The organism is SAR202 cluster bacterium, assembly GCA_016872285.1.
Lineage (GTDB): Bacteria > Chloroflexota > Dehalococcoidia > Lucifugimonadales.
Genome location: VGZZ01000001.1, coordinates 90,736 through 111,524, shown reverse-complemented (window position 1 = coordinate 111,524; position 20,789 = coordinate 90,736). Strand labels below are relative to the sequence as shown.

The following is a 20,789-nucleotide window of genomic DNA, read 5'->3' as shown; positions in this document are numbered from 1 at the left end:
CGAAGGGGGAGAACCAGAAATACGGCGCTTTCTCGGTCTAAATATATGCAGGTATTATCTGCGTTGAGAGGCTGATATCACATAACTGTATGGCAAGACATATAGACGCAATGGATATACAAAGAGGATAAGTTGAATGTTGCGGGTGTGGTTTAATGGGGTGGGAACGGGGGGCAGGGACTAGCGGTAGGCGGGGCGACCTACCTCGTCATTCGCCATTTGATCCAGTAGACAGGTGGAGTTGGGGACAGGGGAGTTGGGGGTGTAGAAGGGGGGACGATTTTCGCCCAGGCGGCGGGAGCGGAGCAGTTCATCCTCGACCAGATGGAAGTCTAGTTTGGATATGAGGTGGAGGCTGCCGTGGAAGGCGAGGTACCAGTCTTCCGGCACCCATCGTCGGGTGTAGTCCATTCGAGGGGCGATATGGTAGGCGTAAATGTACTGGCTTTCCTGAAGGACAACGTCCGGCTTGATGCCGACTCGGAAGGGAAAATTGCTGCCGCCTTCGGCTTTCCAGATGGGGGTATGGTCTTCTACGAATGGGGCGGTGACCGTGGCGCTGGTAGTGAAGCATCGCCAGTGGGAGACGTAGAGGAGGACGCGGTCGCCCGGCTCCATGCGCTGGACTTTTTTTCGGTGCTGGCCCACGAGGCCGATGATATCGAAGCCGCGTTGACGGGCGATTTTAAAGTTGTCGGGACTGAGGACCACCATCCAATAACTTTTGGGCATAGGACTCAAAGGAAAGATAAAATGTCAATTTCATTATCCCACAGGGGAATGCCGATGTTAAGGTCTTTGAGGGGCACTTCTGAAAGTAACAAACTTGGCATCTATTGATAGTGGCAGGCCGCTCAGATACAATTTTCATCTAAGAGGCGAAATCCGTAATTGCTGACTGGACTTACGGCTAAGTAGAGAAAAACCCATGGATAGAAAAGAGCGCATAGCCCACATGAAAAAGCTGATGTCCCAGCGTATTTTGCTGGTGGATGGGGCTATGGGCACTCGCATACAGCAGTACAAACTGACGGCGTCGGATTTTGGCGGGACGCAGCTTGAGGGATGCAACGAGTATTTAAACATTACCCGGCCTGACGTCATCGGAGAGATACACCGGTCTTACCTGGAGGCGGGGGCGGACATCATTGAGACAAACTCGTTTGGAAGCACACCGCTAGTGCTGGGGGAGTACGGGCTGGCGGAGCGGGCGGTGGAGATAAGCGCGGCGTCGGCGAGGATTGCGAGAGAGGCGGCGGACGAGTTTTCGACCAACGGGAAGCCGCGGTTTGTGGCGGGGTCTATGGGGCCGACGACGAAGGCGATATCGGTCACGGGAGGGGTCACCTGGAATGAGCTGGTAGAGCACTTCTACACGCAGGCCGCCGGTCTTTGGGAGGGCGGCGCCGATTTTATGCTAGTGGAGACGCAACAGGATACGTTGAACGTGAAGGCTGCGCTGGCGGCTATTGAGAAGCTGTCGAAGGACCTTGGGGAGGAGGTGCCGGTGGCGGTGCAGTGCACCATCGAGACCATGGGCACAACGCTGGGGGGGCAGGACATTGAGGCGTTTTACGTGTCGCTGGCGAATCGCGAGCTGCTGTGGATTGGGATGAACTGCGCCACGGGGCCGGAGTTCATGAGAGACCACGTGCGGACGCTAGCTAGGCTGTCGCGGTTCCCGGTGGCTGTAATACCTAACGCCGGGCTGCCAGACGAAAACGGCCAGTACAACCAGACGCCGGAGATGATGGCGAGGACGTTGGGAGTCTATGCACACGAAGGATGGGTCAACGTCATCGGCGGATGCTGCGGGACGAGCCAAGAGCACATCGCCAGGCTTCACTCCATAACAGAGGTTGAGAAGCCAAGGAAGCTAGCGCAACTGAACATTACTATGATATCGGGGCTAGAGCCGCTGACGGTGGACGAAAGCACGCGTCCCATTTTAGTGGGAGAGCGGACGAACGTGCTGGGCAGCCGCCAGTTCAAGAAGTTGATTGCCGAAGGGAAGTTCGAGGAGGCGTCGGAGGTGGGGCGGCGGCAGGTACGGGGCGGCGCGCACATACTGGACGTGTGCTTGCAGGACCCGGACCGGCACGAGATGGCGGATATTTCGACGTTTTTGGACCACCTGCTTCGCAAAGTTAAGGTCCCGATTATGCTAGACTCGACGGACGCCAATGTGCTTCACCAGTCGCTGAAGAAGCTGCCAGGGAAGGGTGTAATAAACTCGATAAACCTGGAGGATGGCGAGGAGCGGTTCAAGCGTGTGGTGCCGCTAGCCCGGCAGTTTGGGGCGGCGCTGGTGGTGGGATGCATCGACGAGGATAAGAAGCAGGCGCAGGCGATAACGAGGGAGCGGAAGCTTCAGATAGCGGAGCGCTCTTACAAGCTGCTGACGGAGAAGTACGGCATCCCGCCGGAAGACATTATTTTCGACCCCTTAGTGTTTCCCATCGGAACGGGAGACCAAAACTACGTCACGGCAGGGATGGAGACCATTGAAGGCGTGCGGCTGATTAAGGAGAGGTTCCAGCTGTGCAAGACAGTGCTGGGTATATCAAACGTGTCCTTTGGGCTGCCAGCGTCGGGGCGGGAGGTGCTGAACTCCGTATTCCTTTACCACTGCGTCCAGGCCGGACTTGATATGGCGATAGTTAACAGCGAACGGCTGGTGCGGTATGCGTCGATTCCCGAAGAGGAGCGGAGGCTGTCGGAGGACTTGATATGGCAGCGGGGCGAGGACCCGGTGGCGGCCTTCGCAGCCCACTTCCGGGAGCGGAAGGTGGAGCGGACGCTGGAGGATAGGAAGAAGCTGCCGCTGGACCAGCGCATAGCTAACTGCATAATCGAGGGTTCCAAGGAGGGGCTGCTGGAGGACCTGGACGAGGCGATGAAGGGCCGGAGGCCGCTGGAGATAATCAACGGTCCGCTGATGGCAGGGATGGATGAGGTGGGAAGGCTGTTCGCAAGGAATGAACTTATCGTGGCGGAGGTGTTGAGCTCGGCGGAGGCGATGAAGTCGGCGGTGGCGCACCTGGAGCCGCACATGGAGAAGGCAGAGGCGGCGTCGCGGGGGTCTATTATTCTGGCGACGGTGAAGGGCGACGTCCATGACATCGGCAAGAACCTGGTGGACATAATATTGTCCAACAATGGCTATAAGGTAATAAACCTTGGCATTAAGGTGCCGCCGCAGGACTTGATTGCAGCGTACCAGCAGCACAGGCCGGACATGATAGGGCTGTCAGGGCTGCTGGTGAAGTCGGCGCAGATGATGGTGGAGACGGTGCGGGACCTGCGGGACGCGGAGATAGAGTGCCCGATACTGGTGGGCGGCGCCGCGCTGACTAATCGGTTTACTCGACTGCGTATTGCGCCGCAGTATGAAGAAGGTCTTGTGGCTTACGCCAAGGACGCCATGACGGGCCTAGAACTGGCGAACCGTATCCGCGAGCCGGAGGAGCGGGCGAGGATGAAGGCGACAGTGGACGAGGAGGGCCGGCTGCTGGAGGCGGACGAGGCGGCGAAAGAGGCGGGGAGGCGGGACTTGAGGCCGACGGAGCTGCCGAAGGGTACGGTGTCGGTGGTGGAGTCTGTGCCCGCGCCGCCGGACTTGAAGCTGCATATCATCAAGGGCTACGACCTATCGGAGATATTCGACTATATAAACCCGGTGATGCTGTACACACGTCACCTGGGATTCAAGGGGCGGTTTGAGGAGGCGCTGGACGCGGGCGATGCCAAGGCGATAGAGCTTCGTGACCAGGTGAAGGCGGTAGAGGATGCGATGCTCATCCGAGAGGATATAAAAGCTGACGCGGTGTACAAGTTCTTCAGGGCGGCGTCAGAAGGAGATGATGTGGTGGTGTTGTCGCCGGACGGAAGGGATGTGCTGGAGCGGTTCCGATTTGGGAGGCAGTCTGGAGGTGATGGGCTGTGTCTGTCGGACTATTTGCTGCCGAGGTCGTCGGGGAAGGCGGATTACATCGGCGCGTTTGTGACGACGATAGGCCCAGGGGTGAGGGTGCTGGCGGAGATGTGGAAGGGGCATGGACGGTATTTGGACTCGCATATATTGCAGGTGCTGGCGCTGGAGGGGGCGGAGGCCTTTGCCGAGCTACTGCACCAGAAGATGCGTGCTATGTGGGGATTTCAGGACCCCGCTGGCATATCCAAGCAGGACTTGTTCAAGGCCAATTATCAGGGGCGGCGGTTCTCCTTTGGCTATCCGGCGTGCCCTCGATTGGATGACCAGGGACAGTTGTGGAGGCTGCTGGAGCCGGAGAGACACATTGGCGTCGGTTTGACGGAGGGGTTCATGATGGAGCCGGAGGGGTCGGTGAGCGCGCTGGTATTCCACCACCCGCAGGCCAAGTATTTCAACCTGAGCCCTTCGGACGCGGAGAGGCTGGAGAAGGCGCTGGCCGCTAGTTAATCCGTCTCGCCTATTGTTTGGGGAGCTTGTCGGCGGAGAGGATTTGGGTCCAGGTCTTGCCGCCATCAGTGGACTTATATATGGAGGCGTAGGGGCCGACGAGGAAGACAGTGTTGGGGCTGCTCAGGCTCCATTCGATGTCAGTGGGGACGCCTTTATCAAAGGATACATAACCAGGCGTCTTGGCTATATCAGTCCAGGTCTTGCCGCCGTCTTTGCTCTCTTTAATGAACTCGCCTTTGGTGGCCAGCATGTGGAGGCCGGTGGAGTCGTGGGGGTTAAAGGCCATGGTGGACATGCGAGGAGCGCGATTGAAAGTGACGCCGCCGTCGTTAGACCAGTAGGACTGGTTGCTGGAGGCGGTGACGTATACGCGGGAGCCGTTCCTAGTGGACATGGCCATGCCGAGGAGGGCCTGCTCTCGGGGGTCGGGGTTCATGCCGTCGATGGAGGCGGTCCAGGTCTTACCGCCGTCGGTAGAGCGAAGCAGACCTAGCTGCTTGGCGTCGCCGAAGCTACCGGGGCCAGCGAGGTTGGGGGGAAGCTTGGAGAAGGTGGAGGCGATGACGACGTCTGGGTTGTTCTGGTCTATTCGGACAACGTTTACCCGCAAGTCCTTGATATACAGCGCGTCCAGCTCGGTCCAGGTCTTGCCGCCATCGGTGGTCTTGTAGATGGCGCCGGTGGTGTTGTAGTAGGTGCCGACCTCGCAGACGGGAGGGCCGTTGGAGCAGGGGCCGCCGTTGACGCCAGCGTACATGACGTTGAAGTCGCGGGGGTCCGCAGCCAGGGTATAAACAGCGGTGTTCATGGTGTCAGTCATCGTCTGGGTCCAGGTGTTGGCGGCGTCGTGGGAGCAATAGACGCCGTTATTGCCGGCGCTAGAGGGGGTCTTAACAGTGCCGGGGCCGCCGGCCATGGCGATACATATATGATTGGGATTCTTGGGGTTGATAATAGTCTCGTAGAACTCCTCGTAGCAGAAGCCGGTATCGTTCAGGCGCTCCCAGGCTTTGATGCCTTTGGTGGCGCGCTGCCAATTAAGACCACCGTCGGTGGTCTTGAAGAAGCCTTCCTGTTCGACACCAATGTAGAGCTTGCGGTCGTCGGTCGGGTCAACGGCCAGACTGGCCTGGGTGCGCTGGGGAAAGGAGTGAGGACGGCAGTCCAGCTTTATACTTTTGGGTGTGGGGGTGGAGAAGGAGCCGGTGGTGGGCTGTGGCGAGGCGGTGGGACGGGTGGGAGTGGGTGTGGGTGCGGGGACGCGGGTCGGGGTGTGGGAGGGTGTAGGAGAGGCGGTGGGAGATACGAGGATGGGAGAGGCTGTCGAAGGCAAAACCAAAGGCAGAGTAGGCGTAGGGGGAGGAGTTGGAGAAGCGGAAACAGTGGGATTGTCGAGGGTGACTGTGGGATGAGGTGTGAGAGACCCCGGGTCTGGGGAGATGGAGGGGGTGTCGCCGGCTTGGGCGCAGGCGAGGGTGAGAAGTGGAATTGCCGCCAAGGGCAACCGAGCAATGCGGGGTAAAAGCACGGTTGGAATTGTAGCAAGTCGGTTTGGGAGGCATCAAGGGTGGACGCACCCAATTAGATTGACTCTCCACATTTGACTGAATGCTACGGGGGGTATAGAGTCCTGCCAGATCGGGGTTCAGGGGTGAAATATGGTCAACGTTAGCGAGAGGGCCAGGAAGCTGCATTATTCATCGATTGTCATCGATACACATACAGACAGTATCGATAGGGAGACGGACACGCACGAGGATCTGGGGCAGCGGCTGGGGGACGGGTTTTCAGACCTGCCGAGGCTGAAGGAAGGAAACTTAACGTCGCAGTTCTTCGCCTGCTTTGTCGATCCAAAGTACATACCGAGGGGGCAGTCCATCAAGCGGGTGCTGGACATGGCGGACGCGGTGAAGCGGCTGTGCGAACGCTACCCCAAGGATATAGGGCTGGCGAAGACTGCATCGGATGTGAGGGGCCTAGCTAAGCAGGGGAAGCGGTCGGCGATTCTGGCCATCGAGGGCGGACACGCCATTGAGGACGACCTGGCGGTGCTGCGGATTTACCACGAACTGGGCGTTCGGTATATGACGCTGACCTGGAACAACTCCAATAACTGGGCCGACGGGGTGCTGGACAAGTCAAGGCATAACGGGGTCACGGACTTCGGGCGGGAGGTGGTGCGGGAGATGGAGCGGCTGGGGATGATGGTGGACGTATCTCACGCCTCCGAGAAGACTTTCTGGGACGTGATGTCGGCGGCTAAGAAGCCGGTCATCGCGTCGCATTCGTCGGCGTGGGCGCTGTGCCAGCACCCTCGAAACATGAAGGACGAGCAGATCAAGGCAATGAAAAAGAATGGCGGCGTGGTGTGCGTGTGCTTCGTCAGCCAGTTCTTGTGGGAGCCGTACCGGCAGGAGTTCGAGGACCTGACGCAGAAGACCAAGCTGGAGATATGGGAGCTTCGCAACAAATACAAAGACCCGCAGGCGCTGGAAGGCGAGATGAAAAAGCTACAGGCTAGGTTTGACGCGACGTCGGCGCGGTTTGAGAGCAGGCCGCGGTTGCAGCACATCGCCGACCAGATTGACTACGTGGCGAACCTGGCGGGGATTGACCACGTGGGGCTGGGAATCGACCTGAACTTCTACTGCATACCCCAGGACATCGACGACTGCACTAAGCTGCCACTGTTGACGGAGGAACTGCTGAGGCGGGGATATTCGGAACAGGAGGTGCGGAAGGTGCTGGGGGAGAACGTGCTGCGACTGATGGAAGAGACGGTGGGACGTTAACTATAAGCCTTGCATTGTTGTAAGTGAAGGCTTACAATCCTACGACTCTTAAGTTTGCAGGAGGAGTTACATGGCGACGTAGCAGATGCCGAATCCCATTGACCTATTTGAAGCCGCGGCTAAAAACACTCGAAAAATCCTTTCCGGAGTAAAGCCCAATCAGCTTAAGGACTCCACCCCCTGCTCGACGTGGAATGTGTAAGCATTAATTGATCATATTACCGTCGACGTTCCGGACTTCTGCTCTTCGATACTTTCTGGAAAGCAACCCTCGGAGACCAAGCCTGGCTCCGGCAATCTGGCTGCCTACGACGCTGGCATTAAAAATGTAGTCGCCGCAATCAAGGCTCCTGGAGCCCTACAGAAGAGTTATCCAACTCCTTTTGGGCCCATGACCGGCGCTCATTTTATTATGATGCCGTTCATGGATTTGGTCGTCCACGGCTGGGACCTGGCAAAGGCCACCAAGCAGGATACCAAGATGGACTCCAAGCATGCGGAAATTCTTTATAACGCGTTCAACCAGCAGATAGACAAGATGCGGGACCCTCGATTCTTTGGGCCGCGGGTGCAGGTGCCGGCCAATGCCAGCACACAGGATAAACTGCTGGGGGCGATGGGAAGGAAGCCATAAGGCGGGCGATGCGTGGTAGAAAGCTGGCGAATTCAAACTCGCCAGCTTTTCTATTAGCTGCAGGCTTAGCACGCAATAGTTTTTTACTACAAGGAGACATAAATGACGACTCAGCAGATGCCTAACCCGGTGGAGCTGTACGAGGCGGCGGCGAAGAACACACGAAAGATTATCGCGGGAGTGAAATCCAACCAGCTTAAAGACTCGACCCCGTGTGCAAAATGGAATGTGCAAGACCTCGTTGACCATTTAGCTGGCGGGACGGACTTTGCTATAACTATTTTGAAGGGAGGACAGCTGGCGGGCGAACCTAAACCCGGCTCTGGGAATCTGGCTAAATATGATGCCGGTGTTAAAAACGTGGTAGCGACGGCAAAAACTCCGGGCGTTATGCAAAAGACGGTGAATACCCCTATCGGTCCTATGCCCGCTGCTCAGTTCATGATGGCTTGTTTTATGGACCAGTTAGTGCATGGGTGGGACCTGGCCAAGGCCACCAAGCAGGACACGAAGCTGGACGCTAGACACGTGCTGGTATGTTATAACGCCTTTGCTCCGCACATCGACAAGATGCGAGACCCCAGGGTGTTTGGGCCCGCGGTCAAGGTGCCTGACAATGCGAGCGCCCAGGACAAGATGATCGCGATGTTTGGTCGAAAGCCTTAGTCGCAGTTCTGACGCATGCGCAGAAAGCCCGCCATAATTAGGTGGGCTTTTCTATAAGCGGACTGCGTGGCCGCCCTTGAAACAGACGAGACGATGGCCTGGCTGGAGCCAGACCCTGACCCGGGCGCCGGCAGGATAGCTGCGTGGGGAGGCGCTGAGGGCGTGGACGGTCTCGCCGGAGTCCAGGAGGAGGCGGTAGAGGGTGGAGGCGCCCTGAAATCGGCAGGAGATAATGCGCCCCTGGCCGTTTTCAGAAGGCTCAAAGGCCACGTCGTCGGGGCGTACCATGACTTCGAGGCCGTCCTCAAGCGCTTCGATGTTGCCAGGGGGGATGGGGCCGGCGTCGGTGACGGGGGCGCCGCTTTGGGAGACGACGGCGAGGAAGTCGGCGACGCCGACGAACCTGGCGACGAAAGCGGTGGCGGGATGATGGTAGATGTCCTCGGGCGTTCCCGCCTGCTCAAGGCGGCCCTGATTGAGCACGGCGACTCGATGGCCCATATAGAAGGCCTCTTCCTGGTCGTGAGTGACGAAGACGGCGGTGACGCCGCTGGTCTCCAAAATTTCCTTGACCTCCTCTCGGACTTGCTGTCGGAGCTTGGCGTCAAGGTTGGAGAATGGCTCGTCCAGGAGTAGGATGGCAGGCTCGGGGGCCAGAGCGCGAGCCAGGGCGACGCGCTGCTGCTCGCCGCCGGATAGCTGGTGGGGATATCGGGAGTGGAGGAGGAGAAGGCCGACCATGGAGAGAACGTTGCGGACTCGCGCATCCCGGCGAGGGTTATTGGGGAGGCCGAAAGCCACGTTTTGAGCCACGGTGAGGTGAGGGAAGAGGGCGTAGTCCTGGAAGACCATGCCGACCTTTCGCTTTTCGGGAGGGAGGAAGGCGTTGTGGGCAGCCACCGGCCGGCCAGCGATATCGATGGCGCCGGAGTCCGGGGCTTCGAAGCCGGCGACGAGCCTGAGGGTGGTGGTCTTGCCGCAGCCGCTGGGGCCGAGGAGTGCTACGACTTCGCCCTGACGCACGTCCAGGCTTAGGTCAGAGATGCCGCCGCCGCCCGGAAAGCGCTTGGACAGATGGGCGCATTGAAGGGCTAGGGGTGTTGTCATCGTGACCTGTAATCTCGTAGAACGAGGATAGCCATTGGAATAGATGATACCAAAACAAGAATGAGGGCACTGGCGGCGGCCCGGGCGAAGAAGGCCTCGGAGGAGGCGTCCCAGACCTGGGTGGCGAGGGTGCGGAAGCCGATGGGGCTGAGGATCAGGGTGGCGGGGAGTTCTTTCATGGTCAGGAGGAAGACCAGGGCGGCGCCCGCCAGGAGGCCGGGCCGCATGAGGGGGAGGGTGATAGAGCGCATAACGGCCAGCCCGCCTTTGCCTAGGCTTCGTCCGGCCTCCTCCAGCCGGGGGTTAAGCTGAAGCAGGGAGACTCGGGCTGCGCCGACGGCGGCGGGGAGGAAGAGGATGCCGTAGGCGAATATGAGCATAGGGAGGGTCTGATAAAGAGAGGTGGCGTATTTGGCGCCGAAGAAGACAAGAGATAGGGCGATGACGATGCCTGGCAGCCCAAAGCCGATGTACGTAGCCCTTTCCAAGAGGCTGGAAAGCCGGTTGGGAAATCGAACGGAGAGGAAGGCTACGGGGAGGGAGGCCAAGACTACAACTAATGCGGCCAAGGCCGAGACTTTGAGGGAGTTAGCGGTGGCTCCCCATAAGTTAGGAAAGGACTGGTCGGTAGCGATGCCGCGGACGGCCCAGTAGGTGAGGATGGAGAGGGGAAGGGCGAGGGTCAGGGCGAGGACGATGGCGCAGAAGGCGAGGGCAGGCCATTTCCAGGAACCCAGGGGGACAGGTGTGGATTTTCTAGCAGCGCCGGCGGAGCTTTTGTAGTAGCGGCTCTTTCCTCGAGTTCGGGATTCCAAGAGGAGGATAGCTATGGCGACGATTACTAATACCGAGGAAAGGGCCGCTGCCAGGGTGCGGTCAAAGGCGGACTCGTATTGGAGATAGATGGCCCAGGTGAAGGTCTGGTACCGCATGAGCGAGACGGCGCCAAAGTCGCTGAGGGTGTAGAGGGCGACTAGGAGGCCGCCGGAGGCGATGGCGGGTCGGAGGAGGGGGAGGGTGACGCGCCGGAAGGTGGCCCAGCGGGACATGCCTAGGCTGCGGGAGGCTTCTTCCAATGAGGGGTCCATCTGGGACAGGGCGGCGCGCATGGGAAGCATGACGTAGGGGTAACTGAGAAGGGTGAGGATGAGGAGGGCGCCGGGGAAACCGTAAAGATCAGGCAGGCGATCGACACCAAAAAGATTTTCGAGAGCGCCTTGAAGCATTCCATGGGGACCCAGGGCAATGATGACCAGGAGCGCACCCACGTAGCTGGGGATTACCAGGGGCAGGGACATAATGATGGTCCAGAAGCCGCAGAGGGGGAGGTCAGTACGAGTGGTGAGCCAGGCTAGAGTTAGAGCGAGAGCGATGGAGGCGGCGGTCACGGCGAATACTAAGAGGGCGGTGCGGCCAAGAATTTGCAGGGTGCGCATTCGAAAGAGCAGGTCCCAGGCTTCATCGCCAGCGCCAAGGGTACGAATGAAAAGGTAGACAAGGGGGAGGGACACCGCCGCCGCGATCAGGAGGGCGGGGAGAAGCAGGGCCGGGGGCGGCAAGGGCCTGCGGCCCCTCTGTGCAGGGGAGGAGACCGCAGGCCCTAAAGCGATTTGTGGCGCTGTGGACATTGGTGTCCGAGGCTAGGGAAGTATGCCGGCCTCTCGCATGATTTTCTGGGTGCCTTCCAGGTCCGCTAGCTGCTTCATGGTAATGTTAGGCTGGTTGATCTGGTCAATGGGTGTAAGCAGCCGATTTACGCTAATTCCTTCGACTAGAGGGTACTCGTAGGTCTTGCTGGCGAAGTACTGCTGGGCCACGGGAGAGAGCATGAACTCCAGGAACTTCTGAGCGGCCTCTTTGTTTTTGGAGGTATTGAGTATGCCTGCGCCGGAGACCATAACCAGAGCGCCGGGGCCGCCGGCCTTGGTATGGTAGTTACGGGCTGGGAAGGATTCGCCACGCTCGGAGAGGAACTGGTAGAGGTAGTAGTGGTTGACGAAGCCGACATCGATTTCACCTTTGGAGACGGCGTCGACCACGGAGGAATTGTTGTTATAGGTCTTGAAGTCGTTGGCCTTGATCCCTTCCAGCCACTGTTTGGTCTTGGCCTCGCCCCAGAGGCTGCGCATGCCGGTGATCATGGTCTGGAGGGAGGCGTTGGTGGGCGCAAAACCGATGCGGCCCTTCCACTTGGGGTCGACGAAGTTATAGATGTCCTCAGGGAGGTCTGATTCTTTCAACTTGGAGGTGTTGTATACAACCACGCGGGCGCGGCCTGATACGCCAATCCACTTGCCGTCAGGCGAGCGGGCCCATTCAGGAGCCAGGTTGACGACTGATTGAGGCAATGGAGCAAGAAGCTCTTCGACGGAGCCGAGGCCTCCGGGGTCCTGGGCGTAAAAGACGTCGGCGGGGCTGTTTCGGCCCTCTTCCAGAAGGGTGGCGGCGAGCTGGGGAGTGCCGGCGTACTTGACTTCGACCTTAATGCCGGTGGCCTGGCTGAACTGCTTAATGATGGGGTCCACCAGGCTTTCGGCGCGACCGGAGTAGATGGTGAGTGTCCGGGATGAAGCGACGGGGGTGTTGGTAGGACTAGGAGAGGCAACGGGGGAGCCGGTGGCGGCGGGCTGGGTAGTACGTGTTGGGGTGGAGTCCTCGCCGCAGGCGACGGCGCCGAGGGCCAGGGAGGCGAAGAGGGTGAGGAGGAGGAGGGGCAGCCTGGCGCGGGTGAACCAGGCGGGAAGTCCGGGCTTGGATAAGCTCATGACGCTAGCAACTCCTATTAATGTTAATGGGACTCCGCTTATTCCCTAATGGACATAATAAGTAGAGTCTTAATTTAAGACTTAGTATATACTAAGTCCTGGCATTGTGTACACTAAGTTTGGAGCAGTGTCAACAAGAAGCTGGGCGTTGTGACGAGTCGAAAGCCCTGTTTAGTTGGGGTGGTAAGCAGCGACTTCCGCTGTGCCGGGACCCCGATGCCCCTTCCTAGCTGTCCCTGCTCAAGACATGTGATTCGCAATACGTTCCTTATTCTCTTTCGTGATACCATCCCCTAGCCCCTTTCCCGACTGCATCGGGACTGAGTACAGCCTTCTGGAAGGGGAAGAGAAAATAAGGATCACCTCATCACCCTCTAACTCCCTCTTCTCCTTTGCTATAGGAGAAGAGGGAGAACCTGAGGAGAGGATCAGAGGGGCAGGACAACCGCTACCTGGCCTGCCTCGTAACATCCGCAAGTAAATATGACCGGCCAAAGGCCCTATTTACATCAAATGGTCAGAGGCCTGGCGGCCTTTGAATTTTTCGCCCTAAAGTACCTTGACGAGGCATAGGGCTGGTGTTACAGTCCAACCCTCTCGAGTCCAACCCCCCGGAACATCCCTATGCTTCAACTGTCGGATAGGCTTTTGAAGGGAGACCCGCGCGCGCTTTCTAGAGCCCTTTCCCTTTTGGAGCGGGGAGACGTCCAGGTGTCGACTCTAATGCAGGAGGTGCATCACAAAACGGGAAAGGCCTATTGCATCGGCGTCACCGGCCCGCCAGGTGCTGGGAAGAGCACACTGATCGGGAGGCTGACAGAGGCGTATCGTAAAAAGGGTTTGTCGGTGGGGATTATCGCAGTGGACCCGACTAGCCCTTATAGCGGCGGAGCGCTGCTGGGTGACCGGATACGGATGGAGGGCCACTACCTGGACCCCGGGGTGTTTATCCGCAGCATGGCTACTCGAGGCAGCCACGGCGGGCTGCCCAGGATAATTAAGGCTGCGGCGCGGCTGCTGGACGCTTCCGGAAAGGATGTGGTTCTGGTGGAGACGGTAGGTGTAGGACAGACGGAACTGGATATTATGAGCGTGGCCGATACGGTAGTGGTGACCCTGGTGCCTGAGGCGGGGGATTCGATCCAGGCGCTGAAGGCGGGACTGATGGAGGCGGCCGATATATTCGTGGTGAACAAGGCTGACCGCCAGGGCGCCGAGCAGATGGCCGCCGCTGTTAAGGGAGGGATATCCACCGCGTCCACGGATACGGATTGGTCGCCGCCGGTGCTGTTGACCCATGCGCATACGGGCGAGGGGATGGACAGGCTGCTGGGCAAGCTGGAGGAACACAGAGATTTTCTTATAAGCACGTCTAGGCTGGAGGAGCGGAGGCGGCAGCGGCGCACGAGAGAGTTTACGGAGGTGCTGAGAGAAGAACTATACAAGCGAATTGAGCGGCAAATAGAGATGAGTTCGAAGTTGAAGGACTTGCTGGGACGTGTGGAGAGCGGTGATTTGGAACCATATTCCGCGGCTCGGCGTTGTGTGGAAGACGCTTCTCTTTTAGGCGGAAAGGCAACGGCGGCCTAGCGAGTCCGGACGGTTTGAGGCTTCATCCTGGTCTGCGCCTATGTCAATCGGCAACCTAATTTTTTGTTTGGAGTTCAGAAGATGTACAGCGTAGGAATTGATTTGAGCTCATCCCCAAAGCGCACGAGTATTTTCGTGGGCATGGACTGTTCCGGCACACTCACCAGGCTATCTTTGTTCAAGGAAGCGGAGGAGGTGCTGGAGATGCTGGAGGAAAGGAGGCCGGAGGTGGTGGCGGTGGACGTCCCGCTGGGTCTGCCGTCGGGCCTTCACTGTTTGGAAGAGAGCTGCCCATGCAAGCCTTCCAACGGGCGGAAAGGGCGAGCGGGGGAGGTAGAGCTGGCGCAGATGGGGATAGGGTGTTTCTTCACCAACAAGAGGTCGATAATCAAACCTCTAATATATAGGGGCATAAAGTTTCGCAAGCTACTGGTCGAGCGGGGCTATAGGGTCATTGAGGTATATCCTTATGCAACAAAGGTAATGGTCTTCGGGGACCAGATGCCATCGAAAAACAAGCCGGAGGCCCTGGGGTACTTGAGGACTAACTTGCCTTTGTTAGTCCAGGGCGCTGAGGAGTACTCCAAGGGCTTAAACCATGACAAGTGCGACGCTATCCTGACGGCATACACAGCGAACCTCTTTCTCAGGAGGGAGACGGACAGCCTTGGAAACGAGGAGGAGGGAGCGATAGCCGTCCCGAGGCTGCAAAAGGCGTCGAGGAACGGCCGACTGACCTACGCCTAGGCAGGCTTGACTGAGCGTACTTTGTGGCCGCAGACTGGGAGAGGAGGGCCCCCCCCCACATCCTCTCTGTCGTGAAAACTAGATACAGCTATTTCCTGTCTCGTCATCCTTGGTCTTGCAGGAGTTAGGCGTGAAGGTTGATATTCAAGTCAGGGGTCTGGAGCTTACGCCGCAAATACGGGACTACATCGATAAAAAATGGACCGCCTGGCCCGGCACCTGCCGTCGTCGGCGAGGGCGTCGGTAGAACTGGTGAAGGAGGGGGTCAGGGCGCAGGGGCAGCGGCTGCTGGCGGAGATAACGCTGGATGTGAACGGCGTCATTCTCAGGTCAGAAGAGCGGGGCGCCAATGCAAGGGCGGCAATGGACGCGTCAGTAGATGTGATGGACCGCCGGATCGATAAGTATAAGGGGAAGAATTACAGGACGGAGCAGGCTAAACGAAGGGTCCGACGGGGGAGGGCGCGCGCCGCCGCTGCCGAAGGACTGGAGGAGGCGGGGGAGCCTATCGATGGAGTTGTGGTGAAGTACAAGGCGTTTTCCGTAAAGCCGATGACGGTAGATGAGGCGATCTTTCAGATGGAGTTATTGGGGCACTCCTTCTTTCTTTTTTATAACAGCGAGAGCCAGATTTATAACGTGGTGTATGTGAGGAAGGACGGGGCTTACGGGTTGATTCAGCCGGAGCCGCCGTTATAAGCGGGTGATTGGGAGATCGCTTTGACTCAAGCGATACGCTTCAGTGTGTAGCGATTGTTATCCTTAATCGAGATACCATCTCCTTTATCCCCTTCCAGGCCGAAGGGGAAGAACCAGAAAAGATGCTACAAAGCCCCTGCCTGTCGCGAGACCTGACTTAACGCATGACTAGGAAAGAGGAGACGTTCATACGGGAAATGGTTTTTATTCCTTGACCTCTTGTCCCTGGCCACCGTTGCCGCCCAGGTTCAGGAAGGGGCGGAGCATGGAGGTGAACTCCATGGGAAAGATGAATTTAGTGGCGGGGCTGCTGCCCAACTGCTTTAAGACCTCGAAATATTGAAGGCTGAGGGTCTTGGAGTCTATACCGCTGGCTACCTGGAAGATTTTGTCCAGGGCGGTGCTGAAGCCTTCGGCGCGGAGGACGGCGGCCTGCTGGTCGCCTTCCGCCTGAAGGATTTCGGACTGGCGTTTGCCCTCGGCCTGAAGGATGGCGGCCTGCTTCTCGCCCTCGGCGCGATTTATCTGGGCCTGGCGATGGCCTTCAGACTCGGTAATTTCGGCGGTCTTGATGGCGTCAGCGGACTTCTGACGCTCCATAGCGGCCTTGACGCCGGGCGGCGGGTCGATTTCGTTGATCTCCACCTGGCTGACCTTAACGGCCCATCGCCCGGTGACTTCGTCCAGTCGCAGCTGGAGGGCGTCGCGAATACGCTCGCGTTCCGCCAGGGCGTTGGCGAGGGAGGTGTTGCCAATGACGGCCCTCAGGGTAGCCACGGCGAGATTGACCACGGCCTGCTCAAAGTTCTGGACGTTGAGTACAGCCTGCTCGGCCTGCTCTTCGATGATGCGGTAGTAGATGACGAAGTCCATGTCCACCACCACGTTGTCGGCGGTGATGTACTTCTGGGTGGGGACTTTTTGAACGCGCTCCCGGAGGTCCACCTTGCGGGCGTCTTCCATAATAGGGATGACGATGCGGAATCCCGCGCTCACAACTCGATTTAGATGACCCCAGCGCAGTACCACCATTCGTTCGTATTGTCTTACGACGGTAAAGCCTAGAGGCATGATTTCCTCCTTAAGGGGTTATTGGTTTAACCTGGTTGGGGATGGCAAGGGTTCGACGGTAAGAATAGGGCCGTCCATTCCGACAACCCTGACTTTTTCGCCGGCTTTGACAACGGCCCCGGAGGGAGTCTCGGCTGTCCAGGTTTCCGTTTTCAATCGAATGGTGCCGCGGGGATTCAAGTCAGAGAGTACCACGGCTTCGGCGCCAATCAAAGGGGAAAGGCCCAGGGTGGAGGTGACCTTTCGAGTTTTGGCGATGGTCCAGATGAAGAAAGCGCCGATAAGGGTTAACAGAGCGGCTATGGGCACTAGGAGCCAAAGGCTTACTTCAATGGAAGGAGCGGTGGGTGATGGCGCGCCGAAATGCGCAAAGAGCAAGAGGGAACCGATGATAAAACTTACGATGGCGCCTACCCCGAGCAGTCCGAAGCCTGAGACGTAGAATTCGGTAACGAACAGGGCGGCGGCCAGGAGAATCAGGGCCACGCCCGCCCAGTTGACCGGCAGGTTGCCGAGGCTGACGAAGGCCAAGGCGATGAGGATAGCGCCGAGGACGCCGGGAAATATAAGGCCTGGGTTAATGATCTCGATGACGAGACCCAGGCCGCCCAAGGACAAAAGGAGGAAGGCGATGTTTGGGTCGGCGAGGATGAAGAGGAAGCGGTTTATCAGGCCCATGTTCAGGTCTTTAACATCCGCGTCCTGGGTGTCCAGGGTAATAATGCCCTGACTTAGAGTTACTTGCCGCCCGTGGAGCTGTGAAAGCAGGTCCTCAAGGCTGGAGGCAGTGAAGTTGATTATATTCAGGTCAAGGGCCTCGTTGGCAGAATAGGATGTCGCCTCAAGAACGGTGGCTTCCAGCTTTTCGGCGTTGCGGCCTCGTTCGGCGGCGATGGAACGCATGAGGGCGGCGGCGTCGTTGGTGGCTTTGTCGGCCAGAGTGTCGGGGAGGTCTTCGCCGCCGCCTCCGACAGGGGTGGCGGCACCGATGTTGGTGCCGGGGGCCATGACGGCGAAGTGGGCAGCCGCTGTTATAAAGGTGCCGGCCGAGGCGGCGTGGGCGCCGCTGGGAGAAACATAGACGACAGTGGGGACTTCCGCCTCCAGAAGGGCCTCCACGATTTTGCGGGTGGAGGATAGGAGGCCGCCAGGCGTGTCCAGCGCGACGATGACGACTTCCGCATTGTCTTCTTCGCCCTTGTCGATGGCGCGCTGGATGTAGCGCTGGGTGACAGAGTTGATCATGCCGTCGACTTCGGCGACGTACACGGTTTGACCCTGGGCGGCGGCGAGGCCTGTGAGGCCCAAGGCGAAGGAGATGAGGCAGAGGGCCAGGAGGGCAAATCGCAGAGGCTTGCTGAAGGGGCTTTTAGCTCGCACTGGCAAACCGCGCGTACGCAATTTCATCATCTTATAATGTGGCGACAGCGTTCTGGTGTCAACGATAATGGAAAAACTGGTGGAAATGGACGCTTTACATGGAGTTGTCGTTGACAGGCAAAAGAGACTGGCCGTATTCTAGTCTGCACCGAATCGAGATTTTTCAAGGATTTCGTTTCTCTTCGATTCATTAATTACAGCAGAGAAGCCCACATTCGGAGGATTGATGAGCGTACTTTCGGCTGCGGACCCGCAGGTATCGCAGGCAATAGAAAAAGAGAACCAGCGGCAGCGCAATAATATAGTGCTGATAGCTTCCGAGAACTATGCCAGCAGGGCTGTGCTGGAAGCTCAGGCTACGGTGATGAATAACAAGTACGCCGAGGGGTATCCCGGGCGCCGTTATTATGGGGGCTGCGAGAATGTGGACGTGGTGGAGCAGCTGGCGATAGATAGAGCCAAGGCGCTTTTCGGAGCGCAGCATGCCAATGTGCAACCGCATAGCGGCGCGCAGGCCAACATGGCGGCGTACTTCTCACTGATCCAGCCGGGGGATACGGTGATGGGGATGAGGCTGGACCAGGGGGGCCATCTTACGCACGGGAGTCCAGTGAACTTTTCCGGTAAGCTGTACAACTTTGTCGGCTACGGGGTGGACCGGGAGACGGAGACCATTGACTTTGACGAAGTGGAAAAGCTTGCCAATGAGCGAAGGCCCAAGATAATCGTCGCGGGATATACGGCCTACCCCAGGAAGATTGATTTCGAGAGATTTCGTAAAATTGCGGACGGCGTCGAGGCTACGCTGATGGTAGACATGGCGCACATCGCGGGGCTGATAGCGGGCGGGGCGCACCCGTCGCCGCTGCCCCACGCGCATGTAGTGACGTCAACGACACAGAAGACGCTAAGAGGGCCTAGGGGCGGGTTGATATTGACTACGGAGGAGCTGTCTAAAAAGGTTGACCGGGCGGTGTTCCCGTACACCCAGGGCGGGCCGTTCATGCACGTGATAGCCGCTAAAGCTGTATGTTTCGGCGAGGCGCAAAAGCCTGCCTTTGGGAAGTACGCGAAGTCGGTGGTGGAGAACGCGCGGGCGCTGGCGTCGGCGCTGTCCGCCGGGGGACTTCGGATAGTGTCCGGCGGGACGGACAATCATCTGATACTGGTGGACTTGCGGCATATGGGGATCAAGGGAAATCAGGCAGAGCAGCTACTTGAGAAGGCATCCATAGTCGCCAATAAGAACGCGATTCCGTACGATCCTGAACCGCCAAGAGTAGCCAGCGGGTTGAGATTGGGGTCTGCGGCGGTCACCAGCCGGGGCTTTGGCCCTCAGGAGATGGCCAAGGTGGGGGAACTTATCGTGAGGGCGCTGAAGGCAGGAGAGAACGACGCTGCCACAAAAGCGGTGAAGCAGGATGCGGAAAAGCTGGCTTCTTCCTTCCCAATGCCCGGAATTGATTCCTAAGGTTGAGCGGCAATAGGTCGAGTGCTATAATCTGTAGGGTTTGCAAAGCGAAACTTTCAAGAGCAGGGGTATGAAGCAGAATTACGAACTTATGGTGGTATTGAATCCCGCCCTCACCAAAGAGGACAGCGGGAGCGCTAAGGAGCGCATTAAGGACTTAATGGGCAGAAATGGGGCCGAGTTCCTTAATGAAGAGGACTGGGGTACCAGGCGGCTGGCTTACCCCATTCGAAAGACCGGCCACACATATCTGGAAGGCAGCTATTATCTCACCAAGTTTAAGATGGAGCGGTCGGCGATAAAGGAAGTGGAAGGGCAACTACGGATTTCAGAGCAGGTATTGCGGCATTTGCTGGTAAAGATAGAGCCGCCCAAGCCGCAGCCCGTAAAGGCGGAGGCGGCTCCCGCGGCCGCGGAAGCTCCCGCCGCCGCAGCGCCCGCTCCCGCCGGGGCTGAAGTGAAAGAGCCTGAAGAGGCCAAGCAGCCGAGCTAATTATGGCGCCCGGACTGAATAAGATAATGGTTATAGGCAATCTGGGCACTGACCCGGAGATGCGCTACACGCCCAGCGGCAAGCCGGTAACAACCTTTCGATTGGCGTGCACGCGTTCGTTCAGGAATGACGACGGGTCTAAACGGGACGAGACGGAGTGGTTCACTATAGTGGCATGGGAACGCCTAGCCGAGCAGTGCAACCAGTTTCTGTCCAAAGGACGGCGCGCGTATATCGAGGGGCGTTTTAGGAGCCGGCGATGGGAGGGGCAGGACGGCCAGCCTCGATTTGTGAATGAGATAGTAGCGAACTCGGTCCTCTTTTTGGACCAGGCTTCCGCGGCGGAAGAGGGCGGGCAGCCAAGCGGCGAACCTCAAGACGCCGACGAAGTGCCGTTCTAAGAATTATTTCCATAGATTAAGGAGACCCTTAGTTCCATGACCACCACGTCCTCCGGCGGCGGCCAATACGGCGGCGCCCCTGGCAGAAGAGATGCGGGAAGAGGAGATCGACCCCGACGCAGGTTTGTGCCGCGCCGTAAGGTGTGCGCTTTCTGTGTAGAGAAGGTCAGCGATATAGATTACAAGGATGTGCAGCGTCTGCGGAGATATGTATCCGACCGAGCGAAGATAGACCCTCGACGGCGGTCGGGAACCTGCGCAAGGCATCAAAGGGCGCTGTCGAAAGCGATAAAGCGCGCGCGAACTGTTGCGTTGCTGCCTTTTAGCGTCAACCATCGGCGTGCCGCAGGCGTATAGAGACTGTAGGGGGCTTTCAAAATGTCCCGGCTCAAGCAAAATCATGGCCCCTTGCAGGTAGAGGTTTCACATGGCGTCACCCCAGAGGCCCGAACAGTCCCGCAGAAGCGGCAGGGGGCCCAGAAGACCAGATAGGCGTATTGTCCAGTCCAGGAAGGGTTGGAACCCGAAA

Annotated in this window: 18 protein-coding genes; 11 read left to right on the top strand and 7 right to left on the bottom strand. The window is 58.4% G+C overall.

Annotation, left to right across the window (positions count from 1 at the left end; translation table 11 throughout):
• Positions 1-180: 180 nt before the first annotated feature.
• The gene (locus FJ320_00465; GenBank protein MBM3924454.1) at positions 181-732 is read right to left on the bottom strand and encodes an EVE domain-containing protein; all 552 of its coding nucleotides are present in this window, start codon (positions 730-732) and stop codon (positions 181-183) included.
• A gap of 223 nt (positions 733-955) precedes the next feature.
• Here FJ320_00465 and metH point away from each other — a divergent pair, with 223 nt between their 5' ends.
• Positions 956-4,441, top strand: coding sequence for a methionine synthase (gene metH, locus FJ320_00460; protein ID MBM3924453.1), 3,486 nt, complete (start codon positions 956-958; stop codon positions 4,439-4,441).
• A 10-nt stretch (positions 4,442-4,451) separates the two neighbouring features.
• On the opposite strand, the gene FJ320_00455 is transcribed toward metH, so the two are convergent.
• A complete protein-coding gene (locus FJ320_00455; protein ID MBM3924452.1) occupies positions 4,452-5,777 on the bottom strand; it encodes a hypothetical protein in 1,326 nt (441 codons plus the stop codon).
• A gap of 325 nt (positions 5,778-6,102) precedes the next feature.
• Between FJ320_00455 and FJ320_00450 the strand changes: the two genes are divergently transcribed.
• The 3 genes from FJ320_00450 (at position 6,103) to FJ320_00440 (ending at position 8,536) form a co-directional block, all read left to right on the top strand.
• The gene (locus FJ320_00450) at positions 6,103-7,236 is read left to right on the top strand and encodes a membrane dipeptidase (GenBank protein MBM3924451.1); all 1,134 of its coding nucleotides are present in this window, start codon (positions 6,103-6,105) and stop codon (positions 7,234-7,236) included.
• A gap of 208 nt (positions 7,237-7,444) precedes the next feature.
• Entirely contained in the window at positions 7,445-7,870 is a 426-nt protein-coding gene (locus FJ320_00445) for a TIGR03086 family protein (protein MBM3924450.1), read from the top strand.
• Positions 7,871-7,972: 102 nt separating this feature from the next.
• Positions 7,973-8,536, top strand: a complete 564-nt coding sequence (locus FJ320_00440; GenBank protein ID MBM3924449.1) for a TIGR03086 family protein — start codon at positions 7,973-7,975, stop codon at positions 8,534-8,536.
• 51 nt (positions 8,537-8,587) lie between these two features.
• On the opposite strand, the gene FJ320_00435 is transcribed toward FJ320_00440, so the two are convergent.
• The 3 genes from FJ320_00435 to FJ320_00425 are packed head-to-tail and all read right to left on the bottom strand — an operon-like array spanning position 8,588 to position 12,408.
• On the bottom strand, positions 8,588-9,643 hold the full coding sequence (locus tag FJ320_00435; protein MBM3924448.1) for an ABC transporter ATP-binding protein: 1,056 nt from the start codon (positions 9,641-9,643) through the stop codon (positions 8,588-8,590).
• Positions 9,640-11,271, bottom strand: a complete 1,632-nt coding sequence (locus FJ320_00430) for an iron ABC transporter permease (protein MBM3924447.1) — start codon at positions 11,269-11,271, stop codon at positions 9,640-9,642. Before FJ320_00430 ends, FJ320_00435 begins: the two co-directional genes overlap by 4 nt.
• Positions 11,272-11,283: 12 nt before the next feature.
• Positions 11,284-12,408, bottom strand: a complete 1,125-nt coding sequence (locus tag FJ320_00425; GenBank protein MBM3924446.1) for an iron ABC transporter substrate-binding protein — start codon at positions 12,406-12,408, stop codon at positions 11,284-11,286.
• Between the two features lie 624 nt (positions 12,409-13,032).
• Here FJ320_00425 and meaB point away from each other — a divergent pair.
• The 3 genes from meaB to FJ320_00410 all read left to right on the top strand — a co-directional run bounded on the left by meaB (position 13,033) and on the right by FJ320_00410 (position 15,444).
• Positions 13,033-13,998 (top strand): methylmalonyl Co-A mutase-associated GTPase MeaB, encoded by a 966-nt coding sequence (meaB, locus tag FJ320_00420; GenBank protein ID MBM3924445.1) that lies wholly within the window; start codon positions 13,033-13,035, stop codon positions 13,996-13,998.
• 81 nt (positions 13,999-14,079) lie between these two features.
• Complete coding sequence (locus FJ320_00415; GenBank protein ID MBM3924444.1) at positions 14,080-14,745, top strand: DUF429 domain-containing protein; 666 nt, start codon at positions 14,080-14,082, stop codon at positions 14,743-14,745.
• Positions 14,746-14,943: 198 nt separating this feature from the next.
• Positions 14,944-15,444 (top strand): HPF/RaiA family ribosome-associated protein, encoded by a 501-nt coding sequence (locus tag FJ320_00410; protein ID MBM3924443.1) that lies wholly within the window; start codon positions 14,944-14,946, stop codon positions 15,442-15,444.
• A gap of 204 nt (positions 15,445-15,648) precedes the next feature.
• On the opposite strand, the gene FJ320_00405 is transcribed toward FJ320_00410, so the two are convergent.
• Together FJ320_00405 and FJ320_00400 are read right to left on the bottom strand one after the other, a co-directional pair.
• A complete protein-coding gene (locus FJ320_00405) occupies positions 15,649-16,515 on the bottom strand; it encodes an SPFH/Band 7/PHB domain protein (GenBank protein MBM3924442.1) in 867 nt (288 codons plus the stop codon).
• 18 nt (positions 16,516-16,533) lie between these two features.
• Complete coding sequence (locus FJ320_00400; protein ID MBM3924441.1) at positions 16,534-17,925, bottom strand: nodulation protein NfeD; 1,392 nt, start codon at positions 17,923-17,925, stop codon at positions 16,534-16,536.
• Between the two features lie 196 nt (positions 17,926-18,121).
• Between FJ320_00400 and FJ320_00395 the strand changes: the two genes are divergently transcribed.
• The 4 genes from FJ320_00395 (at position 18,122) to rpsR (ending at position 20,617) form a co-directional block, all read left to right on the top strand.
• Positions 18,122-19,366, top strand: coding sequence for a serine hydroxymethyltransferase (locus FJ320_00395; protein MBM3924440.1), 1,245 nt, complete (start codon positions 18,122-18,124; stop codon positions 19,364-19,366).
• Between the two features lie 70 nt (positions 19,367-19,436).
• Complete coding sequence (rpsF, locus tag FJ320_00390) at positions 19,437-19,859, top strand: 30S ribosomal protein S6 (GenBank protein ID MBM3924439.1); 423 nt, start codon at positions 19,437-19,439, stop codon at positions 19,857-19,859.
• Positions 19,860-19,861: 2 nt separating this feature from the next.
• A complete protein-coding gene (gene ssb / locus FJ320_00385) occupies positions 19,862-20,260 on the top strand; it encodes a single-stranded DNA-binding protein (protein ID MBM3924438.1) in 399 nt (132 codons plus the stop codon).
• A 36-nt stretch (positions 20,261-20,296) separates the two neighbouring features.
• Positions 20,297-20,617, top strand: coding sequence for a 30S ribosomal protein S18 (gene rpsR / locus FJ320_00380; protein MBM3924437.1), 321 nt, complete (start codon positions 20,297-20,299; stop codon positions 20,615-20,617).
• Positions 20,618-20,789 lie beyond the last annotated feature (172 nt).

Coding starts and splice junctions, on each gene's coding strand:
- FJ320_00465 (MBM3924454.1), bottom strand. CDS start 732: ATGCCCAAAAGTTATTGGATGGTGGTCCTCAGTCCCGACAACTTTAAA.
- FJ320_00410 (MBM3924443.1), top strand. CDS start 14,944: ATGGACCGCCTGGCCCGGCACCTGCCGTCGTCGGCGAGGGCGTCGGTA.
- metH (MBM3924453.1), top strand. CDS start 956: ATGAAAAAGCTGATGTCCCAGCGTATTTTGCTGGTGGATGGGGCTATG.
- ssb (MBM3924438.1), top strand. CDS start 19,862: ATGGCGCCCGGACTGAATAAGATAATGGTTATAGGCAATCTGGGCACT.
- FJ320_00415 (MBM3924444.1), top strand. CDS start 14,080: ATGTACAGCGTAGGAATTGATTTGAGCTCATCCCCAAAGCGCACGAGT.
- FJ320_00440 (MBM3924449.1), top strand. CDS start 7,973: ATGACGACTCAGCAGATGCCTAACCCGGTGGAGCTGTACGAGGCGGCG.
- FJ320_00405 (MBM3924442.1), bottom strand. CDS start 16,515: ATGCCTCTAGGCTTTACCGTCGTAAGACAATACGAACGAATGGTGGTA.
- FJ320_00450 (MBM3924451.1), top strand. CDS start 6,103: ATGGTCAACGTTAGCGAGAGGGCCAGGAAGCTGCATTATTCATCGATT.
- rpsF (MBM3924439.1), top strand. CDS start 19,437: ATGAAGCAGAATTACGAACTTATGGTGGTATTGAATCCCGCCCTCACC.
- FJ320_00395 (MBM3924440.1), top strand. CDS start 18,122: ATGAGCGTACTTTCGGCTGCGGACCCGCAGGTATCGCAGGCAATAGAA.
- FJ320_00425 (MBM3924446.1), bottom strand. CDS start 12,408: ATGAGCTTATCCAAGCCCGGACTTCCCGCCTGGTTCACCCGCGCCAGG.
- meaB (MBM3924445.1), top strand. CDS start 13,033: ATGCTTCAACTGTCGGATAGGCTTTTGAAGGGAGACCCGCGCGCGCTT.
- FJ320_00435 (MBM3924448.1), bottom strand. CDS start 9,643: ATGACAACACCCCTAGCCCTTCAATGCGCCCATCTGTCCAAGCGCTTT.
- FJ320_00430 (MBM3924447.1), bottom strand. CDS start 11,271: ATGTCCACAGCGCCACAAATCGCTTTAGGGCCTGCGGTCTCCTCCCCT.
- FJ320_00400 (MBM3924441.1), bottom strand. CDS start 17,925: ATGATGAAATTGCGTACGCGCGGTTTGCCAGTGCGAGCTAAAAGCCCC.
- rpsR (MBM3924437.1), top strand. CDS start 20,297: ATGACCACCACGTCCTCCGGCGGCGGCCAATACGGCGGCGCCCCTGGC.